Consider the following 18,451-nt stretch of genomic DNA (forward strand, 5'->3'; position numbering starts at 1 on the left):
CGGAGAAGGATGAGCGACAACACGACCCAGGTGCTGCCCGCGTCCGCGACCCCGGCGCCCGGCAAGCGCCGCCGCCCGGTCTGGCTGCGGCTGCTGCTGTGGATCGGCATCCCGCTCGTCGTCATCGTCGTGCTGCTGGTGGTGGCCGACCTCGCGGCGCGCGCCTACGCCGAGCAGCGCGTCTCCGCCGAAATCGAGAAGAAGCTGCCCGCCGACATCCACGGCCAGGTGCACACGCACATCGGCGGCTTCTCGGTGCTGCAGCAGTACCTCTCGGGCACGTTCGAGCGGGTCGAGCTCGATGCGCCGAAGGTGACCGTGAAGGGCGCTCCGCTCAGTGCCCGGCTGGTCGCGACGGGCGTCCCCGCGAACTTCTCGAAGCCCATCGCGGACGCCACCGGCACCGTGTCGATCAGCCAGGAGTCGCTGAACAAGCTGGTGCAGATCCCCGGTGCGACCGGTGACATCACCCTCGGGGCCGGGACGATCGGCTACGACGGGAAGATCGACCTGCTCGGGCTCCCCGTCGGCTACACCGTCACCGCGACGCCCCAGGCGGCCGGCAAGCAGGTGCTGCTGACCGCCGACAAGGCCACCCTGAAGACGGATGCGGGCAACGTCAACCTCAACCGTCTGCTGCAGGCGCTGACCTCGCAGGGACCGTTCCCGGTGTGCGCCGCCCAGTACCTTCCCGAGGGCGTGGAGGTCGCCGACATCGCGGTGACGCCGGGCCGGGCGACCGTCAAGCTGACCGCCTCCGACTTCGTGCTCGACTCGACGTTCCTGAACAGCAAGGGCAGCTGCTCGTAGACGGCAGCGCCTGGCAGGCGCGCACCGGCGTCGCGACCGCCGGGAAGGGAGGAGTCCGCGCGGCTGCCTCGCCGGATCGCCTCCGTTGCCCTACACCTCGCGGCGTGTCGGCCCTCAGCTCCTCCCTCTCCGACGGCACAGCGGCGGCGGCAGCGCCGCGCCCCCGTCCCAGCCGTTCGTAACACGCACCGAGAGCGCATCCGCCGCTCGCTAGACTTCTCCTGTTCTCTCCATCCGGCTTCAGGGGCCAATCCGGGTCCGCTCGCCTAGGAGGCCCCCACTCGTCGCCACCCGTGAGGATCCCTATGGCCTTGTCCGACGCCGCTGCCGCGAACCCGCTCGCGCCCTCCTGGCTGCACGTCCCGGAGGACGCGAACGCCCTCGCCCCGGGGCTGTGGTCGCGCACCGTCCGCCGCTCGGATGACGAGCTCACCGTGGGCGGCGTCGCAGCCGGAGTACTCGCCGAGCGCTTCGGGACCCCGCTCTACGTCATCGACGAGGAGGACGCCCGCTCGCGCGCGGCGGAAGTGCGCGAGGCGTTCGACCGCGCCTTCGGCGAGATCGGCACCGCCGCCAAGGTCTACTACGCGGGCAAGGCGTTCCTGAGCGTCGAGATCGCCCGGTGGATGGATGCGGCCGGCCTGTTCATCGACGTCTGCAGCGGCGGCGAGCTCGCCGTGGCGCTGGCCGCCGGCGTCGACCCCGCGCGCCTCGGCTTCCACGGCAACAACAAGTCGCCCGCCGAGATCGACCGTGCCGTCGAGGTGGGCATCGGGGCGATCGTGATCGACAGCGTCCAGGAGATCGACCGTGTCGCCGCGGCGGCCGAGCGCCACGGGGTGCGGCAGAGCGTCCGGCTGCGGGTCAACAGCGGGGTGCACGCTCATACGCACGCATTCCTGGCGACCGCGCACGAGGACCAGAAGTTCGGCATAGCGCTGCAGGATGCGGCGGACGCCGTTGCGCGCATCCGCTCGCACGCCTCGCTGGCCTTCCGCGGGCTGCACTGCCACATCGGTTCCCAGATCTTCGGCGCCGACGGCTTCGCCGAATCCGCGGCCCGCCTGCTGACCCTGCACAAGCAGCTGCTCGCCGGCGGCGACGTGCCCGAGCTGAACCTCGGCGGCGGCTTCGGCATCGCCTACACGGCAGCCGACGACCCGGCGCCGATCGACGAGCTCGCCCGACGCATCGCGGAGACGGTGGCCGCGGGATGCGAGGAGCTCGACATCCCTGCGCCCGTCGTCGCGTTCGAGCCGGGCCGCTCGATCATCGGCACCGCGGGTCTGACGCTGTACACGGTCGGCACCACGAAGGACGTGCCCGTCGCGTTCCAGGACGACGGCGAGACGGCCGTGCGTCGCTACGTCAGCGTCGACGGGGGATGAGCGACAACGCCCGTCCCGCGCTGTACGAGGCCGAGTACTCGGCCCGTATCGCGAACCGCACCTCGGCCGCCGCGCCGGCACTGGTCCGGGTCGCGGGCAAGCACTGCGAGAGCGGCGACATCGTGGTGAACGCCGAGTACCTTCCCGGCGACATCGCCCCCGGCGACCTGCTCGCCGTCCCCGCGACCGGCGCCTACTGCTTCGCGCTGTCGAGCAACTACAACTATCTGGGCCGCCCGCCGGTGGTGGCCGTCCGCGACGGCGACGCGCGGGTCATCGTCCGCGGCGAGACCATCGACGACCTGCTCGCGCGCGACGTCGCATACGACCCCGCGTCGCAGGCGACGGCCAAGCCGTCCATCACCCGCAGCACCGCGTCGAAGGAGCGCAGCCAGGCATGATCGAGTACCGCAACCTCCGCGTCGCCCTACTCGGGGCCGGCTCCGTCGGCTCCCAGGTCGCGCGACTCCTCCTGGAGCAGGGCGATGAGTTCGCCTCCCGCGTGGGAGCCCGCCTCGAGCTGGTCGGCATCGCCGTCCGGGATGTGGACGCCCCGCGCGACGTTGACCTGCCGCGCGAGCTGTTCACCACCGACGCGAGCTCGCTCATCCTCGGCGCGGACATCGTCGTCGAGCTGATGGGCGGTATCGAACCGGCCCGCGGCTACGTGCTGGAGGCCCTCAACTCCGGCGCCGACGTGATCACGGCCAACAAGGCGCTGCTCGCGACGCACGGCCCCGAGCTCTTCGAGGCGGCAGAGCAGGTCGGCGCGCAGCTCTACTACGAGGCCGCCGTCGCGGGAGCCATCCCGATCATCCGCCCGCTGCGCGACAGCCTCGCGGGCGACAGGATCAACCGCATCCTCGGCATCGTCAACGGCACGACCAACTTCATCCTCGACCGGATGGACGTGTACGGCGAGACCCTGCAGGACGCCCTGGCGACCGCGGGGGAGCGCGGCTACGCCGAGGCCGACCCGACCGCCGACATCGGCGGATACGATGCGGCGCAGAAGGCGGCCATCCTCGCCAGCCTCGCCTTCCACACGACGGTCCCGCTGGAGCTGGTCTACCGCGAGGGCATCACCGGCGTCACCAAGGACCAGGTGGATGCGGCCCGCGAGGCCAACGCGGTCATCAAGCTGCTGGCGATCTGCGAGCGCATGACCGACCCGGAGACCGGGGAGGAGGGCGTCTCGGCCCGCGTCTACCCGGCGCTGATCAGCCGCGATCACCCGCTCGCCGCCGTGCACGGCGCGCACAACGCCGTGTTCGTGCAGTCCGCCGCCGCGGGGGACCTCATGTTCTACGGCGCCGGCGCCGGCGGCGTCGAGACGGCCTCGGCGGTGCTCGGCGACGTGGTCTCCGCCGCTCGCCGTCACGTCGTCGGCGGCCCGGGCGTGGCCGAGTCGACGCACGCCGACATCCCCGTGCTCGACATCGGCCGGGTCGTCACCCGCTACCAGATCACCCTGGATGTGGCCGACCAGCCGGGCGTGCTCGCCGCGGTCGCGCGCATCCTGAGCGACGGCGGCGTCAGCGTCGAGACCGTGCAGCAGTCCGTGCCGAGCCACACCGGGCCGGTCGTCATCGCGGGTAACGCGAGCGTCGATGCCGACACCCCGATTCACGGCGGTGGGACGGCCACCGCTACCCTGGTGATCGGTACCCACGAAGCCGAGGAGGCCGCGCTCGCGGCCACCGTCGAGGCGCTCGCAGCGAGCGACGTCGTGATCGCCATCTCTTCCGTTCTCCGAGTCGAAGGATCGTAATGCCCCAGCCGAAGGCCTACAGTCGTCAGTGGCGAGGCGTCCTCCGCGAGTACGCGGACCGCCTGAACATCTCGGATGCCACTCCGATCGTCACGCTCGGCGAGGGCGGCACGCCGCTCATCCCCGCGCCCGCGCTCTCCGCGCGCACCGGCGCCGAGGTGTACGTCAAGTTCGAGGGCATGAACCCGACCGGGTCGTTCAAGGACCGCGGCATGACGATGGCCATCTCGAAGGCCGTCGAGCACGGTGCGAAGGCCGTCATCTGCGCCTCCACCGGAAACACCTCCGCGTCGGCGGCCGCGTACGCGACGCACGCGGGCATCCAGTCGGTCGTGCTGGTGCCCGAGGGCAAGATCGCCATGGGCAAGCTGAGCCAGGCGATCGCGCACAACGCGCAGCTGCTGCAGGTGCAGGGCAACTTCGACGACTGCCTCGACATCGCGCGGGAGCTCGCCACGAACTACCCGGTGCACCTCGTCAACTCGGTCAACCCGGACCGCATCGAGGGCCAGAAGACCGCCGCGTTCGAGGTCGTGGAGGCGCTCGGCGACGCTCCCGACTTCCACCTCGTCCCGGTCGGCAACGCCGGCAACTACACCGCCTACCACCGCGGCTACACCGAGGAGCTGCAGCGCGGCGAGTCGACCAGGCTGCCGCGGATGTTCGGCTTCCAGGCCGCAGGCAGCGCCCCCATCGTGCTCGGCCACGCCGTGAAGGACCCGGACACGATCGCCACCGCGATCCGCATCGGCAACCCCGCGTCGTGGGAGCTCGCGCTCAACGCCCGCGACGACAGCGAGGGCTACTTCGGCGCGATCGACGACGCCAAGATCCTCGAGGCGCACCGCATCCTGTCCGCCGAGGTCGGCATCTTCGTCGAGCCGGCCTCCGCGATCAGCGTCGCGGGACTGCTCGAGCGCTCCGAAGCCGGCATCATCCCGAAGGGCGCGACCGTCGTCCTCACGGTGACCGGCCACGGCCTCAAAGACCCGCAGTGGGCGCTCCGCACCGCCGACGGCTCCGACGTGCAGCCGACCGTCGTGCCGGTGGACACCACGGCGATCGCCGACGTGCTCGGCCTCCAGCCGGCCGGCAGCGCCTCGACCGCCGGGGCCACCGCGTGAGCTCGCCCGACCTGCGCGGCCGCACGGTCTCCGTCAAGGTCCCCGCGACGAGCGCCAACCTGGGCCCCGGCTTCGACACGCTCGGACTCGCGCTGGCGCTGTACGACGAGCTCGAGGTCTCGGTCCGCGACGAGCCCGGCGCAACGGTCGAGGTCATCGGCGTCGGCGAGGGCGAGGTGCCCACCGACGAGTCGAACCTCGTGGTGCGTGCCATCGCGCACACCTTCGAGGCCGTCGGCGTGCCGCTGCCGGGCCTGAACCTGCGTGCGCACAACAGCATCCCGCACGGCCGGGGGATGGGCTCCTCCGGCGCCGCGATCGTCTCCGGCATCATGGCCGCGAAGGGTCTGCTGGAGGGCGTCGTCGACCTGGATGCGCAGCAGCTGCTCGCGCTCGCCAACGACATGGAGGGGCACCCGGACAACGTCGCGCCCGCCCTGTTCGGCGGCCTGACGATCGCCTGGGTCACGCCGGACGGCCCGCGCTTCAAGAAGCTCATCGTGCACCGCGGGGTGTCGCCGCTGGTGCTCGTGCCCGAGCACGTCATGTCCACGGCCCTCGCGCGCAGCCTGCAGCCGCAGTCGGTGCCGCACGAGGACGCCGTGTTCAACGTCTCGCGCTCCGCGCTGCTCGTCGCGGCTCTCATCCAGAGCCCGGAGCTGCTGCATGCCGCCACCGAGGACAAGCTCCACCAGAGCTACCGCGCGTCGGCGATGCCGGAGACCGACCGGCTGATCACCCTGCTGCGCGAGAACGGCTTCGCCGCCGTCGTCTCGGGTGCCGGTCCGTCCATCCTCGTGCTCGGCAGCGACCCTAGCCAGCGCCTCGCCGCCGCCAAGCTGGTCGAGGAGGCCGCGCAGACGCGCTGGCAGCCGCTCATGCTGGCCGTCGACTTCAAGGGTGCGACGGTCGTGCGGCAGGAGCCCGCGCAGTCGGACACACCGGCCGCCTGAGGTCCGGAGCGCCGCCGCCGAGGTGGTAAACTGCACTCGCACCCGTGAAGAACCCGCGTCACGAGCGAATCCAGCTTCCGGGTGATCTCCTAGCAATCATGCCGTCACTCCTGCCTGCCGACCGGCGTCTCCCTGAACGGAGTCTCCGAGCGGCGACGTAGCGCGGATCCGAACGCAGCACGTATCGGCAGTTCATGTGACGAAGCTTCACAGACGGTGCGCAAGGGCGCGCCGGGGGAAAGGATCCTCTTCCGTGACTGATGTCGAACTCCACGCCGGGGGCGTGGACACCAGCGACCTGACCGGTCTCAAGGTGGCAGAGCTCCAGGCTCTCGCCGCCGGGCTCGGGCTCCAGGGCGCGACCCGGCTCCGCAAGGGCGAGCTGGTCGAGGCGATCGCCGCTGCACGCGCAGCAGCCGCCCCGTCCGACGCCGAGCCGGCCCAGAACGAGAGCGCCTCGGAGGCGGCACCCGCTGCCGCGTCGCAGGTGCTCACCGAGCCTCTGATCGCCGAGCCGGTGCTCACCGAGGCGCTGCTCGCCGAGCCGCTCATCGCAGAGCCGGCCGGCGCCGAGCGCGTCGAGCCCACCGTGGGCGACCCGGTGCTCCCGCAGGCGGACTCCGCGCAGTCGGACTCCGCCCCGCAGCAGGGCGAGCCCCGCCGGCGCGGTTCGCGCCGCGCCAGCAGCCCCGATGGCACGGGCATATCGTCGACCGCCGCGGGCTCGCACGTCAACTCCGGCGCCACCGGCGTCGACTCGCTCATTCCCGACGTGGATGCGCTGCTCGACTCCGCGCTCGCCTCCCGCGAGCAGGCCCGCGGCCAGAACGGCGGCCAGCAGAACGGCGCCGATCAGGGCAACGGCGGCGGACGCCGTCGCCGCGGGCGCGGTCAGGGCCAGAACGGCGACCAGGACGCGCAGCAGAACGGCCCGCAGGCCGCCGAGCAGGAGCAGCCCGAGGGCGCGCGCCAGGGCGACGGCCAGCAGGGCGAGCAGGGCGACGCCGCTGCGAACGAGCAGCAGGGCTCCGGCCGCAACCGCCGCAACCGCAACCGCAACAAGAACAACGCCCAGCAGGGCGAGCAGGGTCAGGGCCAGCAGGGCCAGGCCCAGCAGGGTCAGGCCCAGCAGGGCCAGCCGAAGGACCTGCAGCAGGGCGGCCAGCAGGGCCAGCAGAACCGCGGCCAGAACGCCCAGGGCAACCAGGCCGACCAGGCCGACGAGCGCGGCGGCCGCTACCGCGACCGCAACCGCAAGCGCCGCGGCGGTCCGGCGGGCGACGAGTTCGAGCCCGAGCTGACCGAGGACGACGTCCTCATCCCGGTCGCCGGCATCCTCGACGTGCTCGACAACTACGCGTTCGTGCGCACCACCGGCTACCTGCCGGGCGCGAGCGACGTCTACGTATCGCTGGGCCAGGTGAAGAAGTACAGCCTGCGCAAGGGCGACGCCGTCGTCGGCGCCATCCGCCAGCCGCGCGACAACGAGAACAACAGCCGCCAGAAGTACAACGCGCTGGTGAAGGTCGACTCCATCAACGGGCAGACCCCCGAGGAGGCGGCGGCCCGCGTCGAGTTCGGCAAGCTGACGCCGCTGTACCCGCAGGAGCGCCTGCGTCTCGAGACCGAGCCCAGCAAGGTGACCCAGCGGATCATCGACCTGGTCGCTCCCATCGGCAAGGGCCAGCGTGGCCTCATCGTCGCGCCGCCGAAAGCCGGCAAGACCATCGTGATGCAGCAGATCGCGAACGCGATCACCGCCAACAACCCCGAGGTGCACCTCATGGTCGTGCTGGTGGACGAGCGTCCGGAAGAGGTCACCGACATGCAGCGCACGGTGAAGGGCGAGGTCATCGCCTCGACCTTCGACCGTCCCGCCGAGGACCACACGACGGTCGCCGAGCTCGCCATCGAGCGTGCGAAGCGTCTCGTCGAGCTGGGCCACGACGTGGTCGTGCTGCTCGACTCCATCACCCGCCTGGGCCGCGCCTACAACCTGACCGCTCCGGCGTCGGGCCGCATCCTCTCCGGTGGTGTGGACGCGTCGGCGCTGTACCCGCCGAAGCGCTTCTTCGGAGCCGCGCGCAACATCGAGCACGGCGGCTCGCTCACCATCCTCGCCTCGGCGCTGGTGGAGACCGGCTCCAAGATGGACGAGGTCATCTTCGAGGAGTTCAAGGGCACGGGCAACATGGAGCTCCGCCTGTCGCGCCAGCTGGCCGACAAGCGCATCTTCCCGGCCGTCGACGTCAACGCCTCCGGCACGCGCCGCGAGGAGATGCTGATGGGCCAGGACGAGGTCAAGATCACCTGGAAGCTGCGTCGCGCCCTCGCCGGCCTCGACCAGCAGCAGGCCCTCGAGATCGTGCTCGGCCGCCTCAAGGAGACCTCGAGCAACGTCGAGTTCCTCATGCAGGTGCAGAAGTCGATGCCGGCCCCGACCAACGGCCACGGCAACGCCCACTCGCACGGTCACGAGAACGACCACCGCTAGCGGCGTCCAGCGCCCGTCCGTCCTGCCTCGCGCAGGGCGGGCGGGCGCTTCGTCGTTCCCCGGCAGCCGCAGCATCCCCCGCAGAAAGAAGACCCCATGTTCGAATCGGTGAACACGCTCATCGCCGAGCACGACGACCTGCAGCGGCAGCTGTCGGACCCCGACCTGCACAGCGACCCGGTCCGCTCCAAGAAGGTGAACCGCCGGTACGCGGAGCTCTCGCGCATCGTCGCGGCCTACAACGAGTGGAAGCAGCTCTCCGACGACCTCGACGCCGCCCGCGAGCTGGCGACGGAGGACGCCGTGTTCGCCGAGGAGATCCCGGGGCTGGAGGCATCCCTCGCCGAGTCGTCGGAGAAGCTGCGGCGCCTGCTCATCCCGCGCGACCCCAACGACAGCCGTGACGTGATCATGGAGATCAAGATGGGGGAGGGCGGCGCCGAGTCGGCCCTGTTCGCGGGCGACCTGCTGCGCATGTACCTGCACTACGCGGACTCGAAGCGCTGGAAGGCCGAGATCATCGAGCAGACCTCCAGCGACCTGGGCGGCATCAAGGATGTGCAGGTCGCGTTCAAGGGCAGCTCGAGCGACCCAGCCGAGGGCGTCTGGGCGCACCTCAAGTACGAGGGCGGCGTGCACCGCGTCCAGCGGGTGCCCGCGACCGAGTCGCAGGGCCGCATCCACACCTCCGCCGCGGGCGTGCTCGTGTTCCCCGAGGTGGACGAGCCGGAGGAGGTCGACATCAACCCGAACGACCTCAAGATCGACGTGTTCCGGTCGTCCGGTCCCGGCGGTCAGTCGGTCAACACGACGGACTCGGCGGTGCGCATCACGCATGTCCCGACCGGCATCGTGGTGTCGATGCAGAACGAGAAGAGCCAGCTGCAGAACCGCGAGGCCGCGATGCGCGTGCTGCGCGCGCGCCTGCTCGCGCGGCAGCAGGAGGAGGCGGACGCCGAGGCGGCCGAGTTCCGCAAGGGCCAGATCCGCACGATGGACCGGTCGGAGCGCATCCGCACCTACAACTTCCCCGAGAACCGGATCGCGGACCACCGCACCGGCTACAAGGCCTACAACCTCGACGCGGTCATGAACGGCGCGCTCGACCCGGTGATCGAGTCGAACATCCACGCCGACGAGGAGTCGCGCCTCGCCGACCTCGGCAACGACTGACCCCGGCCCGGCCCGGCCCGGCCCTTCCGTTCCGTTCCGTTCCGTTCCCTCTGCCGAGTGGCGACATCATGTCGCAATCGGCGGCGGATAGGGACATCGCCTCACGACTCGGCGGCCGTGCGTTGCTCCGCGCGTGCCCCTTCTCGCCGAGTGGCGACATCATGTCGCTATCGGCGGCGGATAGGGACATCGACTCACCATTCGGCGGCCGTGCGTCGCTCCGCGCGTGCCCCTTCTCGCCGAGTGGCGACATCATGTCGCAATCGGCGGCGGATAGGAGCATCCACTCACCACTCGACGAGAGCGCGAGAGAGCGCGAAGGGGCGGGCGCCAGGCGGCCGGCGTCAGCGAACGGCGGTCGTCGCCCGGTCGCGGGTGGTGAGGTCGCGGTGGGTGGCGGCGGCGCGCCAGCCGTCCGCCGTGAGGAGGTCGCGGATCGCCGCGCCCTGCAGCTCCCCGTGCTCCAGCACGAGCGTGCCGCCGGCGTGCAGGAGCCGCTGGGCCACGCGCGAGATGGTGCGCACCACGTCCAGTCCGTCCGGTCCGCCGTAGAGCGCGGCGTGCGGGTCGTGAAGGCGCACCTCGGGGTCGCGGGGGATGGCGTCGTCGGGCACGTACGGCGGGTTCGAGATGACGACATCCACCGTCCCGTCGAGGTCCGGCAGCGCGTCGCCCAAGTCGATGAACACCGGCGTCAGGTTCGTCGCACCGATCTCGTCGATGTTGCGCCGCGCCCAGATGAACGCCTCGGGGGAGTTCTCGACCGCGTAGACGCGGGCGTGCGGCACCTCGGTGGCCAGCGCGAGCGCGATGGCCCCGCTGCCGGTCCCCAGGTCGACGGCGATCGGCTCGGGCGAGGGGACCGCGCGCAGCGCGTCGATCGCGAACTGCGCAACCTGCTCGGTCTCCGGGCGGGGCACGAAGACGCCGGGGCCGACGTCGAGCTCCAGCGAACGGAACGGCGCACGCCCGGTGATGTGCTGCAGCGGCTCCCTGGCCGCCCGGCGTTCGACAACGTCGCGCAGCCGCGCCGCGTCGTCCGGCGGGAGCGTCTCATCCATCACCATGAGCGCCTGGACGCGCCCCCGACTCACACCGAGCACATATCCGATCAGCAGCTCCGCATCCACCTCCGGGTCCGGCACGCCGGCGCGGGACAGCCGGGCGACTGCGTCCTCGCGGAGAGAGCGGACGGTCGAGGCGGCGTCGGAGGCGTCGGAGGCGTCGGATTCGGGGGTCATCGCCCGACGAGCCTACCGTCCGGCGGGTCCGCGCCCGTCACAGAGAGCAACCGTTCCGGCCCGGCGTCTAGAGTGGTGACGCGATCCCATCCGCCACCATCCCCCGAGGAAGAGGACCATGTCCGGACAGATCTACGCCAATGTCACCGAAGCCGTCGGGCGCACTCCGTTGGTGCGGTTGAACCGCCTGACGGAGGGTGTGGATGCGACGGTGCTTGCGAAGTTGGAGTTCTACAATCCGGCGGGCAGTGTGAAGGACCGGATCGGCGTGGCGATCATCGACGCGGCGGAGAAGGCGGGGGCGTTGCGTCCGGGTGGCACGATCGTGGAGGCGACCAGTGGTAACACCGGTATCGCGTTGGCGATGGTGGGCGCGGCGCGCGGCTACCAGGTGATTCTGGCGATGCCGGAGACGGCGAGCAAGGAGCGGCGGGTGCTGCTGCGGGCGTTCGGTGCGCGGGTGGAGTTGACGCCGGGTCCGGACGGGATGCGCGGTGCGGTGGAGACGGCGCAGCGGATCGTGGAGAGCACGGAGAACGCGATCTGGGCGCGGCAGTTCGAGAACGAGGCCAACCCGGCGATCCACCGGGCGACGACGGCGGAGGAGATCTGGGAGGACACCGCGGGTGGGGTGGACATCTTCGTCGCGGGTGTCGGCACCGGTGGCACGATCACGGGTGTGGGGCAGGTGTTGAAGGAGCGCAAGCCCGGGGTGCAGGTGGTGGCGGTGGAGCCGCTGGACTCGCCGATCCTGAACGGGGGAAGCCTGGTCCGCACAAGATCCAGGGCATCGGTGCGAACTTCGTGCCCGAGATCCTGGACACCACGGTGTACGACGAGGTGGTGGATGTGTCGTTCGAGGATGCGCTGCAGGTGGCGAAGGAGCTGGCCAGCGAGGAGGGCATCCTGGCGGGCATCTCGTCGGGTGCGATCATCTGGGCGGCGCTGCAGGTGGCGAAGCGTCCGGAGAACGCGGGCAAGACCATCGTCGCGATCGTCTGCGACACCGGCGAGCGCTACATCTCCACCCCGCTGTGGGCGGACCTGCTGGACTGAGCGGAGTGCCGATCTTCCGGGCGCGCGAGGACGTCCGCAACGCCCGCCGCCACGACCCCGCGGCGCGCAACGGCTTCGAGGTCGCGGTGGCGTACTCGGGGCTGCACGCCGTGTGGTCGTACCGGGTGGCGCACCGGCTGTGGATGGCCGGCCTCCGCACGCCCGCACGTTTCCTCTCGCAGCTGACGCGCTTCCTCACCGGCATCGAGATCCATCCGGGGGCTCGCATCGGCCGCCGCTTCTTCATCGACCACGGGATGGGCGTGGTGATCGGCGAGACCACCTGGGTCGGCGATGACGTCATGCTCTACCACGGGGTCACGCTCGGCGGCCGGGGGAGCGGTCACGGCAAGCGGCATCCCACGATCGGGGACGGCGTCATCGTCGGCGCGGGCGCGAAGGTGCTCGGCGCGATCACGATCGGCGCGCACTCGGTGATCGGCGCGAACGCCGTCGTCACCCGCGACGCCCCGCCGGATTCGCTCCTCGTGGGCGTGCCCGCACATCCGCGCCCGCGCTCCGGCCACGAGCAGATCGCCGGCGACGACTGGATCGATCCCGCCATCTACATCTGATCTCCCGGCCCCCACGCCAACAATTCCTGAGTTCTTCGGGTCTGGAGCACGTTCCGAACCGAATTACTCAGGAATCGTTGGCGGGGGCGTCAGCGGGAGCGGGAGGCGAAGGCGCGGATCGCGGCGAGCATCCCCTCGGTGTCGAACGTGCCGTCGTCGTGCTTGACGAAGTGGAAGGCGTGCATCCCGCAGGCGCGGGCGCCCTCGACGTTCGCGAGGGAATCGTCGAACAGGATCGCGTCGGCGGGGTCCACGCCGAACCGCCCGAGCGCTCGCGTGTAGATGCGGCGCTCGGGCTTCCGCGCTCCCAGCACCGCCGAGACGAGGTCGTTGCCGCCGAGCACGCCGACGACTTCGGGCGTGAGCACCGGAAGCGAGTCCTTGAACGGGATGGGATTGTTCGACAGCAGCGACACCGTGCCGAGCGTCGCCGCCTCGTGCAGCGCGTCGATGGCCCCGGGGATCGGCGTCATGGCCGCCTTCCGCGCCTCCTGCCACTGCTCCAGGCTGAGCTGAGCCCCCGTCACGTCCGCGAACGCGGCCAGGTACTCCTCGCTGGTGGAGTACTCGCCGATCTCCGCCGCGCGCTCGAATCCGCCGGCCCACCAGGACGACGCGAGCCGGTACTGGCTCACACCTCCGAGCTCCGCGAGCTTCGGAAGCCGCTTGTGGAAGTCGTAGTCGTAGAGCGTCTTGTCGCAGTCGAAGAAGTAGACATCCATCGCCTCCAGTATCGTCCTCCCAGTCTGGGCGTCGACCGCCCGGCTATCATTGAGCCGTCATGGCTCCCATCTACGACTGCTCGATCGACTCCGAGCTGCTCACCGGCATGCGTCTCGCCCGGGCCGCGATCGGCCGCGGCGAACTCGTCGTCATCCCGACCGACACGGTGTACGGCGTCGCCGCCGACGCCTTCAACCCGGCGGCCGTCCAGCGTCTCCTCGACGCGAAGGGACGCGGCCGCCAGTCGCCGCCCCCGGTGCTGGTGCCCGGCGTGCCCACGCTCTCCGCGCTCGCCGAGCGCGTCCCGGAGGAGGTGGATGCGCTGGTCGAGGCGTTCTGGCCGGGCGGCCTGACCATCGTGCTGCCGGCGGCGCCGTCGCTGGTCTGGGACCTCGGCGAGACGAAGGGCACCGTCGCCCTCCGCATGCCGAAGGACACCATCGCGCTCGAACTGCTCTCCGAGACCGGCCCGCTCGCCGTGTCGTCCGCGAACCTCACCGGCCGTCCGGCCGCCCGCACCGCCGCCGAGGCGGAGGCCATGCTCGGCGAGTCGGTCTCCGTCTACCTCGACGGGGGAGAGGCGGGCTCCGGCTACGAGCGCGTCGACGGCAAGGACTCCTCGTCGACCATCGTGGATGCGACCGCTCTCGCCTCCGGGGCGGGCGGGCTGCGCATCCTGCGTCAGGGCGTCCTCTCGATCGAGCAGCTGCGGGAGGTCGTCGGCGACGCCCTCGCCGTCCCCTCGGACGCCTGAGCCGTGACCCTCCTCCTCGCGCTCGCCCTGATCTCGGCCGTCATCACGTTCGGGATGTCGTTCGTCGTCTACAAGCTGGCGATGCGGTACAAGCTGTACCCCACGATCCGGGCGCGCGACGTGCACACCCGGCCGACGCCCCGGCTGGGCGGCGTCGCGATGTTCCTCGGCATCCTGGTCGCGTTCGGCGTCTCGTGGCTGCTGTCGAGCCAGTTCGGCGTGCTGGGCCTGATCTTCTCCGATCAGGGGCCCATCCTGGCCATCCTCGGCGCGTCGCTGCTCATCGTGGTGCTCGGGGTCGCGGACGACCTGTGGGACCTCGACTGGATGACGAAGCTCGCCGGTCAGTTCGTGGCCGCGGGCCTCGTGGCCTGGCTGGGCGTGCAGATCTACTCGCTGCCCATCGGCGGCCTGACGGTCGGGTCGCCGGTGATGTCGATCATCATCACCCTGTTCGCGATCGTGCTGGTCATGAACGCGATCAACTTCATCGACGGGCTGGACGGCCTGGTCGCGGGCGTCGCGCTGATCGCGAACGGCACGTTCCTCGTCTACACGTACCTGCTGCAGCGCGAGATCAGCCCGCAGAACTACTTCAGCCTCGCCGGCGTCATCGCCGCGATCCTGGTCGGCGCGTGCGCCGGGTTCCTGCCGCTCAACTGGCACCCCGCGAAGATGTTCATGGGCGATGCCGGGGCGCTGCTGATCGGCCTGCTCATGGCGACCTCGGCCATCTCGGTCACGGGGACGATCAACCCGGAGACGCTGCAGACCCTCGGCCGGTCGTCGCTGGTGCCCGCGTTCATCCCGATCATCCTGCCGTTCGCCGTGCTCATCGTGCCGCTGCTCGACTTCGGGCTCGCCGTCATCCGCCGCCTGCGCGCCGGCAAGTCGCCGTTCAGCGCCGACCGCAAGCACCTGCACCACCGCCTGCTCGACATGGGGCACACGCACCTGCACGCCGTGCTCATCTTCTACGCGTGGACGGCCGTCCTCTCCATCGGCTGCCTGCTGTTCTTCTTCGACCCGTACTGGATGGCGATCGTCTTCGTCGCCATCGGCCTGGTCGTCTGCACGGCGTTCACCCTGGCGCCGCTGAGCCGGCGGAAGGCCAACGAGGCCGTCGCCGAGCTCGCCCCCGCCGGAAGCCGCGAGGCCGCGGAGACGGCCCGCTTCGACCAGCTCGACGTTGCCAGCGAGCGCGCCGCCTCCGCGGTGTCCACGACGGCGACCGCCCCGACCCTCACCGAGGAGCCCCGATGACCGACCACCCGGACGCCACACCGGCGAAGCCCGCCGCGCAGCCGACCTCCACGCCCGTCCTGCGCGACGTCCTGAAGTACGGCCTCATCCTCGCGGGCGTGATCGCCGTCGCCGGGATGCTGCTCGGCGGCCTCTTCGCCGGCTGGGTCGGTGTCACGAGCGCCCTCATCGGCACGCTCATGGCGGCGGTGTTCCTCTCGATCACCGCGCTCAGCATCCTCATCGCCAACCGGTTCATCGGCTCCGACCTCTTCGTCGGCCTGTTCTTCGGCATCGTGCTGGGCGGGTGGATCGTCAAGTTCGTGCTGTTCCTGGTGCTCGCGATCGTGCTGCGCGATCAGCCGTGGATCAACCCGGTCGTGCTGTTCCTGAGCCTCATCGCGGGGGTGATCGGATCGCTCGTGGTCGACATGATCGTGGTGTTCCGATCGCGCGTCCCCTACGCCAGCGACGTCACCCTGCCGGGCGAGAAGCGCTGACCCGTATCCAATTCGTTATGGGCTGAAAACTCTTGTAGAGTTGTCAGTGATCCCCCATCCGTTCGCGCTCAGAAACACGTGAAGCGCGAGTAGTGCCGGGTGCCCCACCGTTCGTCGTCGCGAGAGCCCTGAGCTCGACGCCCCGAAACAGGAGATAGCGCTGTTAGCTAACGCTGTGAACCTGCTGGTCCAGGCCGCAAGCTCCGAAGATGGAAGCTTCCAGGGTCCCTCGATCAACGAGTTCTTCCCCCCGACCCTGTTCACCATCGGTGGCCTCGAGTTCAACCGCATCATCGTCGTCCGCCTCATCGCGACGATCGCGCTGATCCTCATCTTCTGGCTCGGCACCCGCCGCATGAAGCTCATCCCCGGCCGCTTCCAGTCGGTCGTCGAGATGGGCCTCGACTTCGTCCGCGTGAACGTCGCGGAGGACCTGCTCGGCAAGAAGGACGGCCGCCGCTTCCTGCCGCTGCTGACCACGATCTTCTTCATGGTGCTGTTCTTCAACATCACCGGCATCATCCCCTTCCTCAACATCGCGGGAACCTCGGTCATCGCGGTGCCGCTGCTGCTCGCGGTCGTCGCCTATATCGCGTTCATCTACGCGGGCGTCAAGAAGAGCCCGAAGAACTTCTTCAAGAACGCGCTCTTCCCGCCCGGCGTGCCGTGGTTCCTCTACATCATCGTGACGCCGATCGAGTTCATCTCGACCTTCGTCCTGCGGCCCATCACGCTGACCCTGCGACTCCTGATGAACATGGTCGTCGGGCACCTGCTGCTCGTCCTGTTCTTCACGGCCACCTCCTTCTTCTTCTTCACCGCGGGCGGCTGGTGGTCGCTGTTCGGCATCGGCACCTTCGCCTTCGGCTTCGCATTCACCGTCTTCGAGATCCTGGTCGCAGTCCTGCAGGCCTACGTCTTCGCGCTGCTCACCGCTGTCTACATCCAGCTGGCAGTCGCCGAGGAACACTAAGAACGATCCGCGCACCCGCACGGATCGCCATCACGGAAGGAAACACACAACGTGGACATCGCTGCAATCAACGGCAACATCGCCACCGTCGGTTACGGCCTCGCCGCCATCGGCCCGGCCATCGGCGTGGGCATCGTCGTCGGCAAGACCATCGAGGGCGTGGCCCGTCAGCCTGAGCTGGCCGGCCGTCTCCAGGTCCTGATGTACATCGGTATCGCGTTCACCGAGGCGCTCGCCTTCATCGGTATCGCTACCTACTTCATCTTCGTCTGAGTCCTCTTTTCTCACTCAGTAAAGGAGGAACCATGCTCGACAGTGTGGTGATCACTGCCGCGGAGGAGCAGCAGCACAATCCGCTGATCCCGGAGCCCGCCGACCTCGTCGGCGCGCTGATCTGCTTCGTCATCATCCTGTTCTTCTTCTGGAAGCTCGTCCTTCCGCGCATGAAGAAGCTGCTCGATGAGCGTGCCGAGGCGATCGAGGGCAACATCGAGAAGGCCGACGAGGCACAGCGCAAGGCCGAGGCCCTGCTGGAGGAGTACACCGCCCAGCTCGCCGACGCCCGCGCCGAGGCCGCGAAGATCCGTGAGACGGCACGCACCGACGGTCAGAAGATCGTCGCCGAGGCCCGCGAGACCGCGACGGCCGAAGCCGCCCGCGTGACCGCGCAGGCCCAGGCGCAGCTCGAGGCCGAGCGCCAGACCGCGCTCGTGCAGCTGCGCGGCGAGGTCGGCTCGCTCGCGATCGACCTGGCGTCGACCGTCGTGCGCGAGTCGCTCGACGAGGACAAGCGCGCTCAGGCCATCGTGGACCGCTTCCTGGCGGACCTCGAGGCCGACGAGCAGAAGGCAGGATCGGGCAACTGATGGGAAGCGCCACCAGAGAAGCATTGGCCCGGTCCGTGTCGGCTCTCGCCGACCAGGGATCCAAGGCCGATCTGGCGACGGCTGAGGACCTGTTCGCCGCAGGACGAGTCGTCGCCGACTCGGCCCAGCTCCGAGCCGTCCTCGGCGACCCCACAGCCGATCCGCAGGGCAAGGCTGCGCTGGTCCAGCGCGTCTTCGCCTCGCTCTCGGCGCCGGCCGTCGAGCTGCTGGGCGTCATCGCCGCGCAGCGCTGGTCGACCCACGACGACCTGCTCGCCGCGATCGAAGAGGTCGGCATCCGTGCCATCGCCGCTTCGACCCCGCCCGACGTCGACATCGTGGCCCAGCTGTTCGCGTTCGGGGGCGCCGTGACCTCCGACGCTCAGCTGGAGCTCGCCCTGCGCAGCAAGCTGGCCACCAGCGAATCCAAGGTCGCACTGGTCGAGCGTCTGCTCGACGGACGGGCGTCGACGGAGACGGTCGCCATCGTGCGCCAGCTCGTCGAGCAGCCCCGCGGCCGCAGCATCCGCGAATCGCTCCGCGCCGCCGGCCGCATCGTGGCCTCCCAGCACGGGCAGACCATCGCGACGGTCTACGCCGCGACACCGCTCCCCGCGGCGCAGGCCGAGCGCCTGCGGTCCGTGCTCAGCGCCACCTACGGCGACCTCAGGATCAACCAGGTCGTCGACCCCTCGATCATCGGCGGATTGCGCGTACAGATCGGTGACGACGTCATCGATGGAAGCATCGCATCGCGTCTGGCCGAACTCCGGCTTCAGCTGGCGGGCTGACCGCCTCAAGATAGGAA

Annotated in this window: 16 protein-coding genes and 2 pseudogenes; 16 read left to right on the plus strand and 2 right to left on the minus strand. The window is 70.1% G+C overall.

The window, feature by feature from the left end; translation table 11 throughout:
• The first annotated feature begins 9 nt into the window (after positions 1 to 9).
• The 7 genes and pseudogenes from ACQ86M_RS03095 to prfA all read left to right on the plus strand — a co-directional run bounded on the left by ACQ86M_RS03095 (position 10) and on the right by prfA (position 9,713).
• Entirely contained in the window at positions 10 to 810 is an 801-nt protein-coding gene (locus tag ACQ86M_RS03095; protein ID WP_431247015.1) for an LmeA family phospholipid-binding protein, read from the plus strand.
• Between the two features lie 305 nt (positions 811 to 1,115).
• Positions 1,116 to 2,599, plus strand: a pseudogene (gene lysA, locus ACQ86M_RS03100) (diaminopimelate decarboxylase).
• Positions 2,596 to 3,969, plus strand: a complete 1,374-nt coding sequence (locus ACQ86M_RS03105) for a homoserine dehydrogenase (protein WP_431220672.1) — start codon at positions 2,596 to 2,598, stop codon at positions 3,967 to 3,969. The pseudogene lysA and the gene ACQ86M_RS03105 overlap by 4 nt, the downstream one beginning before the upstream one ends.
• Positions 3,969 to 5,093 carry a threonine synthase gene (gene thrC / locus ACQ86M_RS03110; protein WP_431247016.1) on the plus strand — a complete coding sequence of 375 codons (1,125 nt, stop codon included), beginning with the start codon at positions 3,969 to 3,971 and terminating at the stop codon, positions 5,091 to 5,093. Before ACQ86M_RS03105 ends, thrC begins: the two co-directional genes overlap by 1 nt.
• A complete protein-coding gene (thrB, locus tag ACQ86M_RS03115; protein ID WP_431220674.1) occupies positions 5,090 to 6,046 on the plus strand; it encodes a homoserine kinase in 957 nt (318 codons plus the stop codon). The genes thrC and thrB overlap by 4 nt, the downstream gene beginning before the upstream one ends.
• Before the next feature lie 253 nt (positions 6,047 to 6,299).
• A complete protein-coding gene (gene rho, locus ACQ86M_RS03120) occupies positions 6,300 to 8,540 on the plus strand; it encodes a transcription termination factor Rho (protein ID WP_431247017.1) in 2,241 nt (746 codons plus the stop codon).
• Between the two features lie 96 nt (positions 8,541 to 8,636).
• Complete coding sequence (gene prfA, locus ACQ86M_RS03125) at positions 8,637 to 9,713, plus strand: peptide chain release factor 1 (RefSeq protein WP_431247018.1); 1,077 nt, start codon at positions 8,637 to 8,639, stop codon at positions 9,711 to 9,713.
• Between the two features lie 344 nt (positions 9,714 to 10,057).
• On the opposite strand, the gene prmC is transcribed toward prfA, so the two are convergent.
• Positions 10,058 to 10,954, minus strand: coding sequence for a peptide chain release factor N(5)-glutamine methyltransferase (gene prmC, locus ACQ86M_RS03130; protein WP_431247019.1), 897 nt, complete (start codon positions 10,952 to 10,954; stop codon positions 10,058 to 10,060).
• Positions 10,955 to 11,072: 118 nt separating this feature from the next.
• On the opposite strand from prmC, the pseudogene cysK reads away from it, so the two are divergent.
• Together cysK and epsC are read left to right on the plus strand one after the other, a co-directional pair.
• A pseudogene (cysK, locus tag ACQ86M_RS03135) lies at positions 11,073 to 12,010 on the plus strand (cysteine synthase A).
• 5 nt (positions 12,011 to 12,015) lie between these two features.
• Positions 12,016 to 12,585: a serine O-acetyltransferase EpsC gene (gene epsC, locus ACQ86M_RS03140; RefSeq protein ID WP_431247020.1), complete on the plus strand. Its 570-nt coding sequence runs from the start codon at positions 12,016 to 12,018 to the stop codon at positions 12,583 to 12,585.
• A gap of 89 nt (positions 12,586 to 12,674) precedes the next feature.
• Here epsC and ACQ86M_RS03145 read toward each other — a convergent pair whose 3' ends face one another.
• On the minus strand, positions 12,675 to 13,307 hold the full coding sequence (locus ACQ86M_RS03145) for an HAD family hydrolase (RefSeq protein WP_431247021.1): 633 nt from the start codon (positions 13,305 to 13,307) through the stop codon (positions 12,675 to 12,677).
• A gap of 59 nt (positions 13,308 to 13,366) precedes the next feature.
• On the opposite strand from ACQ86M_RS03145, the gene ACQ86M_RS03150 reads away from it, so the two are divergent.
• From ACQ86M_RS03150 to ACQ86M_RS03180, 7 genes are all read left to right on the plus strand, one after another.
• Entirely contained in the window at positions 13,367 to 14,062 is a 696-nt protein-coding gene (locus tag ACQ86M_RS03150; RefSeq protein ID WP_431220681.1) for an L-threonylcarbamoyladenylate synthase, read from the plus strand.
• 3 nt (positions 14,063 to 14,065) lie between these two features.
• Complete coding sequence (locus ACQ86M_RS03155) at positions 14,066 to 15,325, plus strand: MraY family glycosyltransferase (RefSeq protein ID WP_431220682.1); 1,260 nt, start codon at positions 14,066 to 14,068, stop codon at positions 15,323 to 15,325.
• Entirely contained in the window at positions 15,322 to 15,804 is a 483-nt protein-coding gene (locus tag ACQ86M_RS03160) for a hypothetical protein (RefSeq protein WP_431247022.1), read from the plus strand. Before ACQ86M_RS03155 ends, ACQ86M_RS03160 begins: the two co-directional genes overlap by 4 nt.
• 175 nt (positions 15,805 to 15,979) lie before the next feature.
• Positions 15,980 to 16,777 (plus strand): F0F1 ATP synthase subunit A, encoded by a 798-nt coding sequence (gene atpB, locus ACQ86M_RS03165; protein WP_431247023.1) that lies wholly within the window; start codon positions 15,980 to 15,982, stop codon positions 16,775 to 16,777.
• Positions 16,778 to 16,828: 51 nt separating this feature from the next.
• Positions 16,829 to 17,050, plus strand: coding sequence for an ATP synthase F0 subunit C (gene atpE, locus ACQ86M_RS03170; RefSeq protein ID WP_064111451.1), 222 nt, complete (start codon positions 16,829 to 16,831; stop codon positions 17,048 to 17,050).
• A 32-nt stretch (positions 17,051 to 17,082) separates the two neighbouring features.
• The gene (locus ACQ86M_RS03175) at positions 17,083 to 17,643 is read left to right on the plus strand and encodes a F0F1 ATP synthase subunit B (protein ID WP_431220684.1); all 561 of its coding nucleotides are present in this window, start codon (positions 17,083 to 17,085) and stop codon (positions 17,641 to 17,643) included.
• On the plus strand, positions 17,643 to 18,434 hold the full coding sequence (locus ACQ86M_RS03180; protein ID WP_431247024.1) for a F0F1 ATP synthase subunit delta: 792 nt from the start codon (positions 17,643 to 17,645) through the stop codon (positions 18,432 to 18,434). The genes ACQ86M_RS03175 and ACQ86M_RS03180 overlap by 1 nt, the downstream gene beginning before the upstream one ends.
• Positions 18,435 to 18,451 lie beyond the last annotated feature (17 nt).

The organism is Leifsonia xyli subsp. cynodontis (assembly GCF_050632205.1).
GTDB lineage: Bacteria > Actinomycetota > Actinomycetes > Actinomycetales > Microbacteriaceae > Leifsonia > Leifsonia xyli_D.

What these genes read in the sequence shown, in the direction of transcription:
- ACQ86M_RS03095 (WP_431247015.1), top strand. Translation starts at nt 10, where the DNA reads ATGAGCGACAACACGACCCAGGTGCTGCCCGCGTCCGCGACCCCGGCG.
- ACQ86M_RS03105 (WP_431220672.1), top strand. Translation starts at nt 2,596, where the DNA reads ATGATCGAGTACCGCAACCTCCGCGTCGCCCTACTCGGGGCCGGCTCC.
- thrC (WP_431247016.1), top strand. Translation starts at nt 3,969, where the DNA reads ATGCCCCAGCCGAAGGCCTACAGTCGTCAGTGGCGAGGCGTCCTCCGC.
- prfA (WP_431247018.1), top strand. Translation starts at nt 8,637, where the DNA reads ATGTTCGAATCGGTGAACACGCTCATCGCCGAGCACGACGACCTGCAG.
- prmC (WP_431247019.1), bottom strand. Translation starts at nt 10,954, where the DNA reads ATGACCCCCGAATCCGACGCCTCCGACGCCTCCGACGCCGCCTCGACC.
- ACQ86M_RS03145 (WP_431247021.1), bottom strand. Translation starts at nt 13,307, where the DNA reads ATGGATGTCTACTTCTTCGACTGCGACAAGACGCTCTACGACTACGAC.
- ACQ86M_RS03150 (WP_431220681.1), top strand. Translation starts at nt 13,367, where the DNA reads ATGGCTCCCATCTACGACTGCTCGATCGACTCCGAGCTGCTCACCGGC.
- ACQ86M_RS03160 (WP_431247022.1), top strand. Translation starts at nt 15,322, where the DNA reads ATGACCGACCACCCGGACGCCACACCGGCGAAGCCCGCCGCGCAGCCG.
- ACQ86M_RS03175 (WP_431220684.1), top strand. Translation starts at nt 17,083, where the DNA reads ATGCTCGACAGTGTGGTGATCACTGCCGCGGAGGAGCAGCAGCACAAT.
- ACQ86M_RS03180 (WP_431247024.1), top strand. Translation starts at nt 17,643, where the DNA reads ATGGGAAGCGCCACCAGAGAAGCATTGGCCCGGTCCGTGTCGGCTCTC.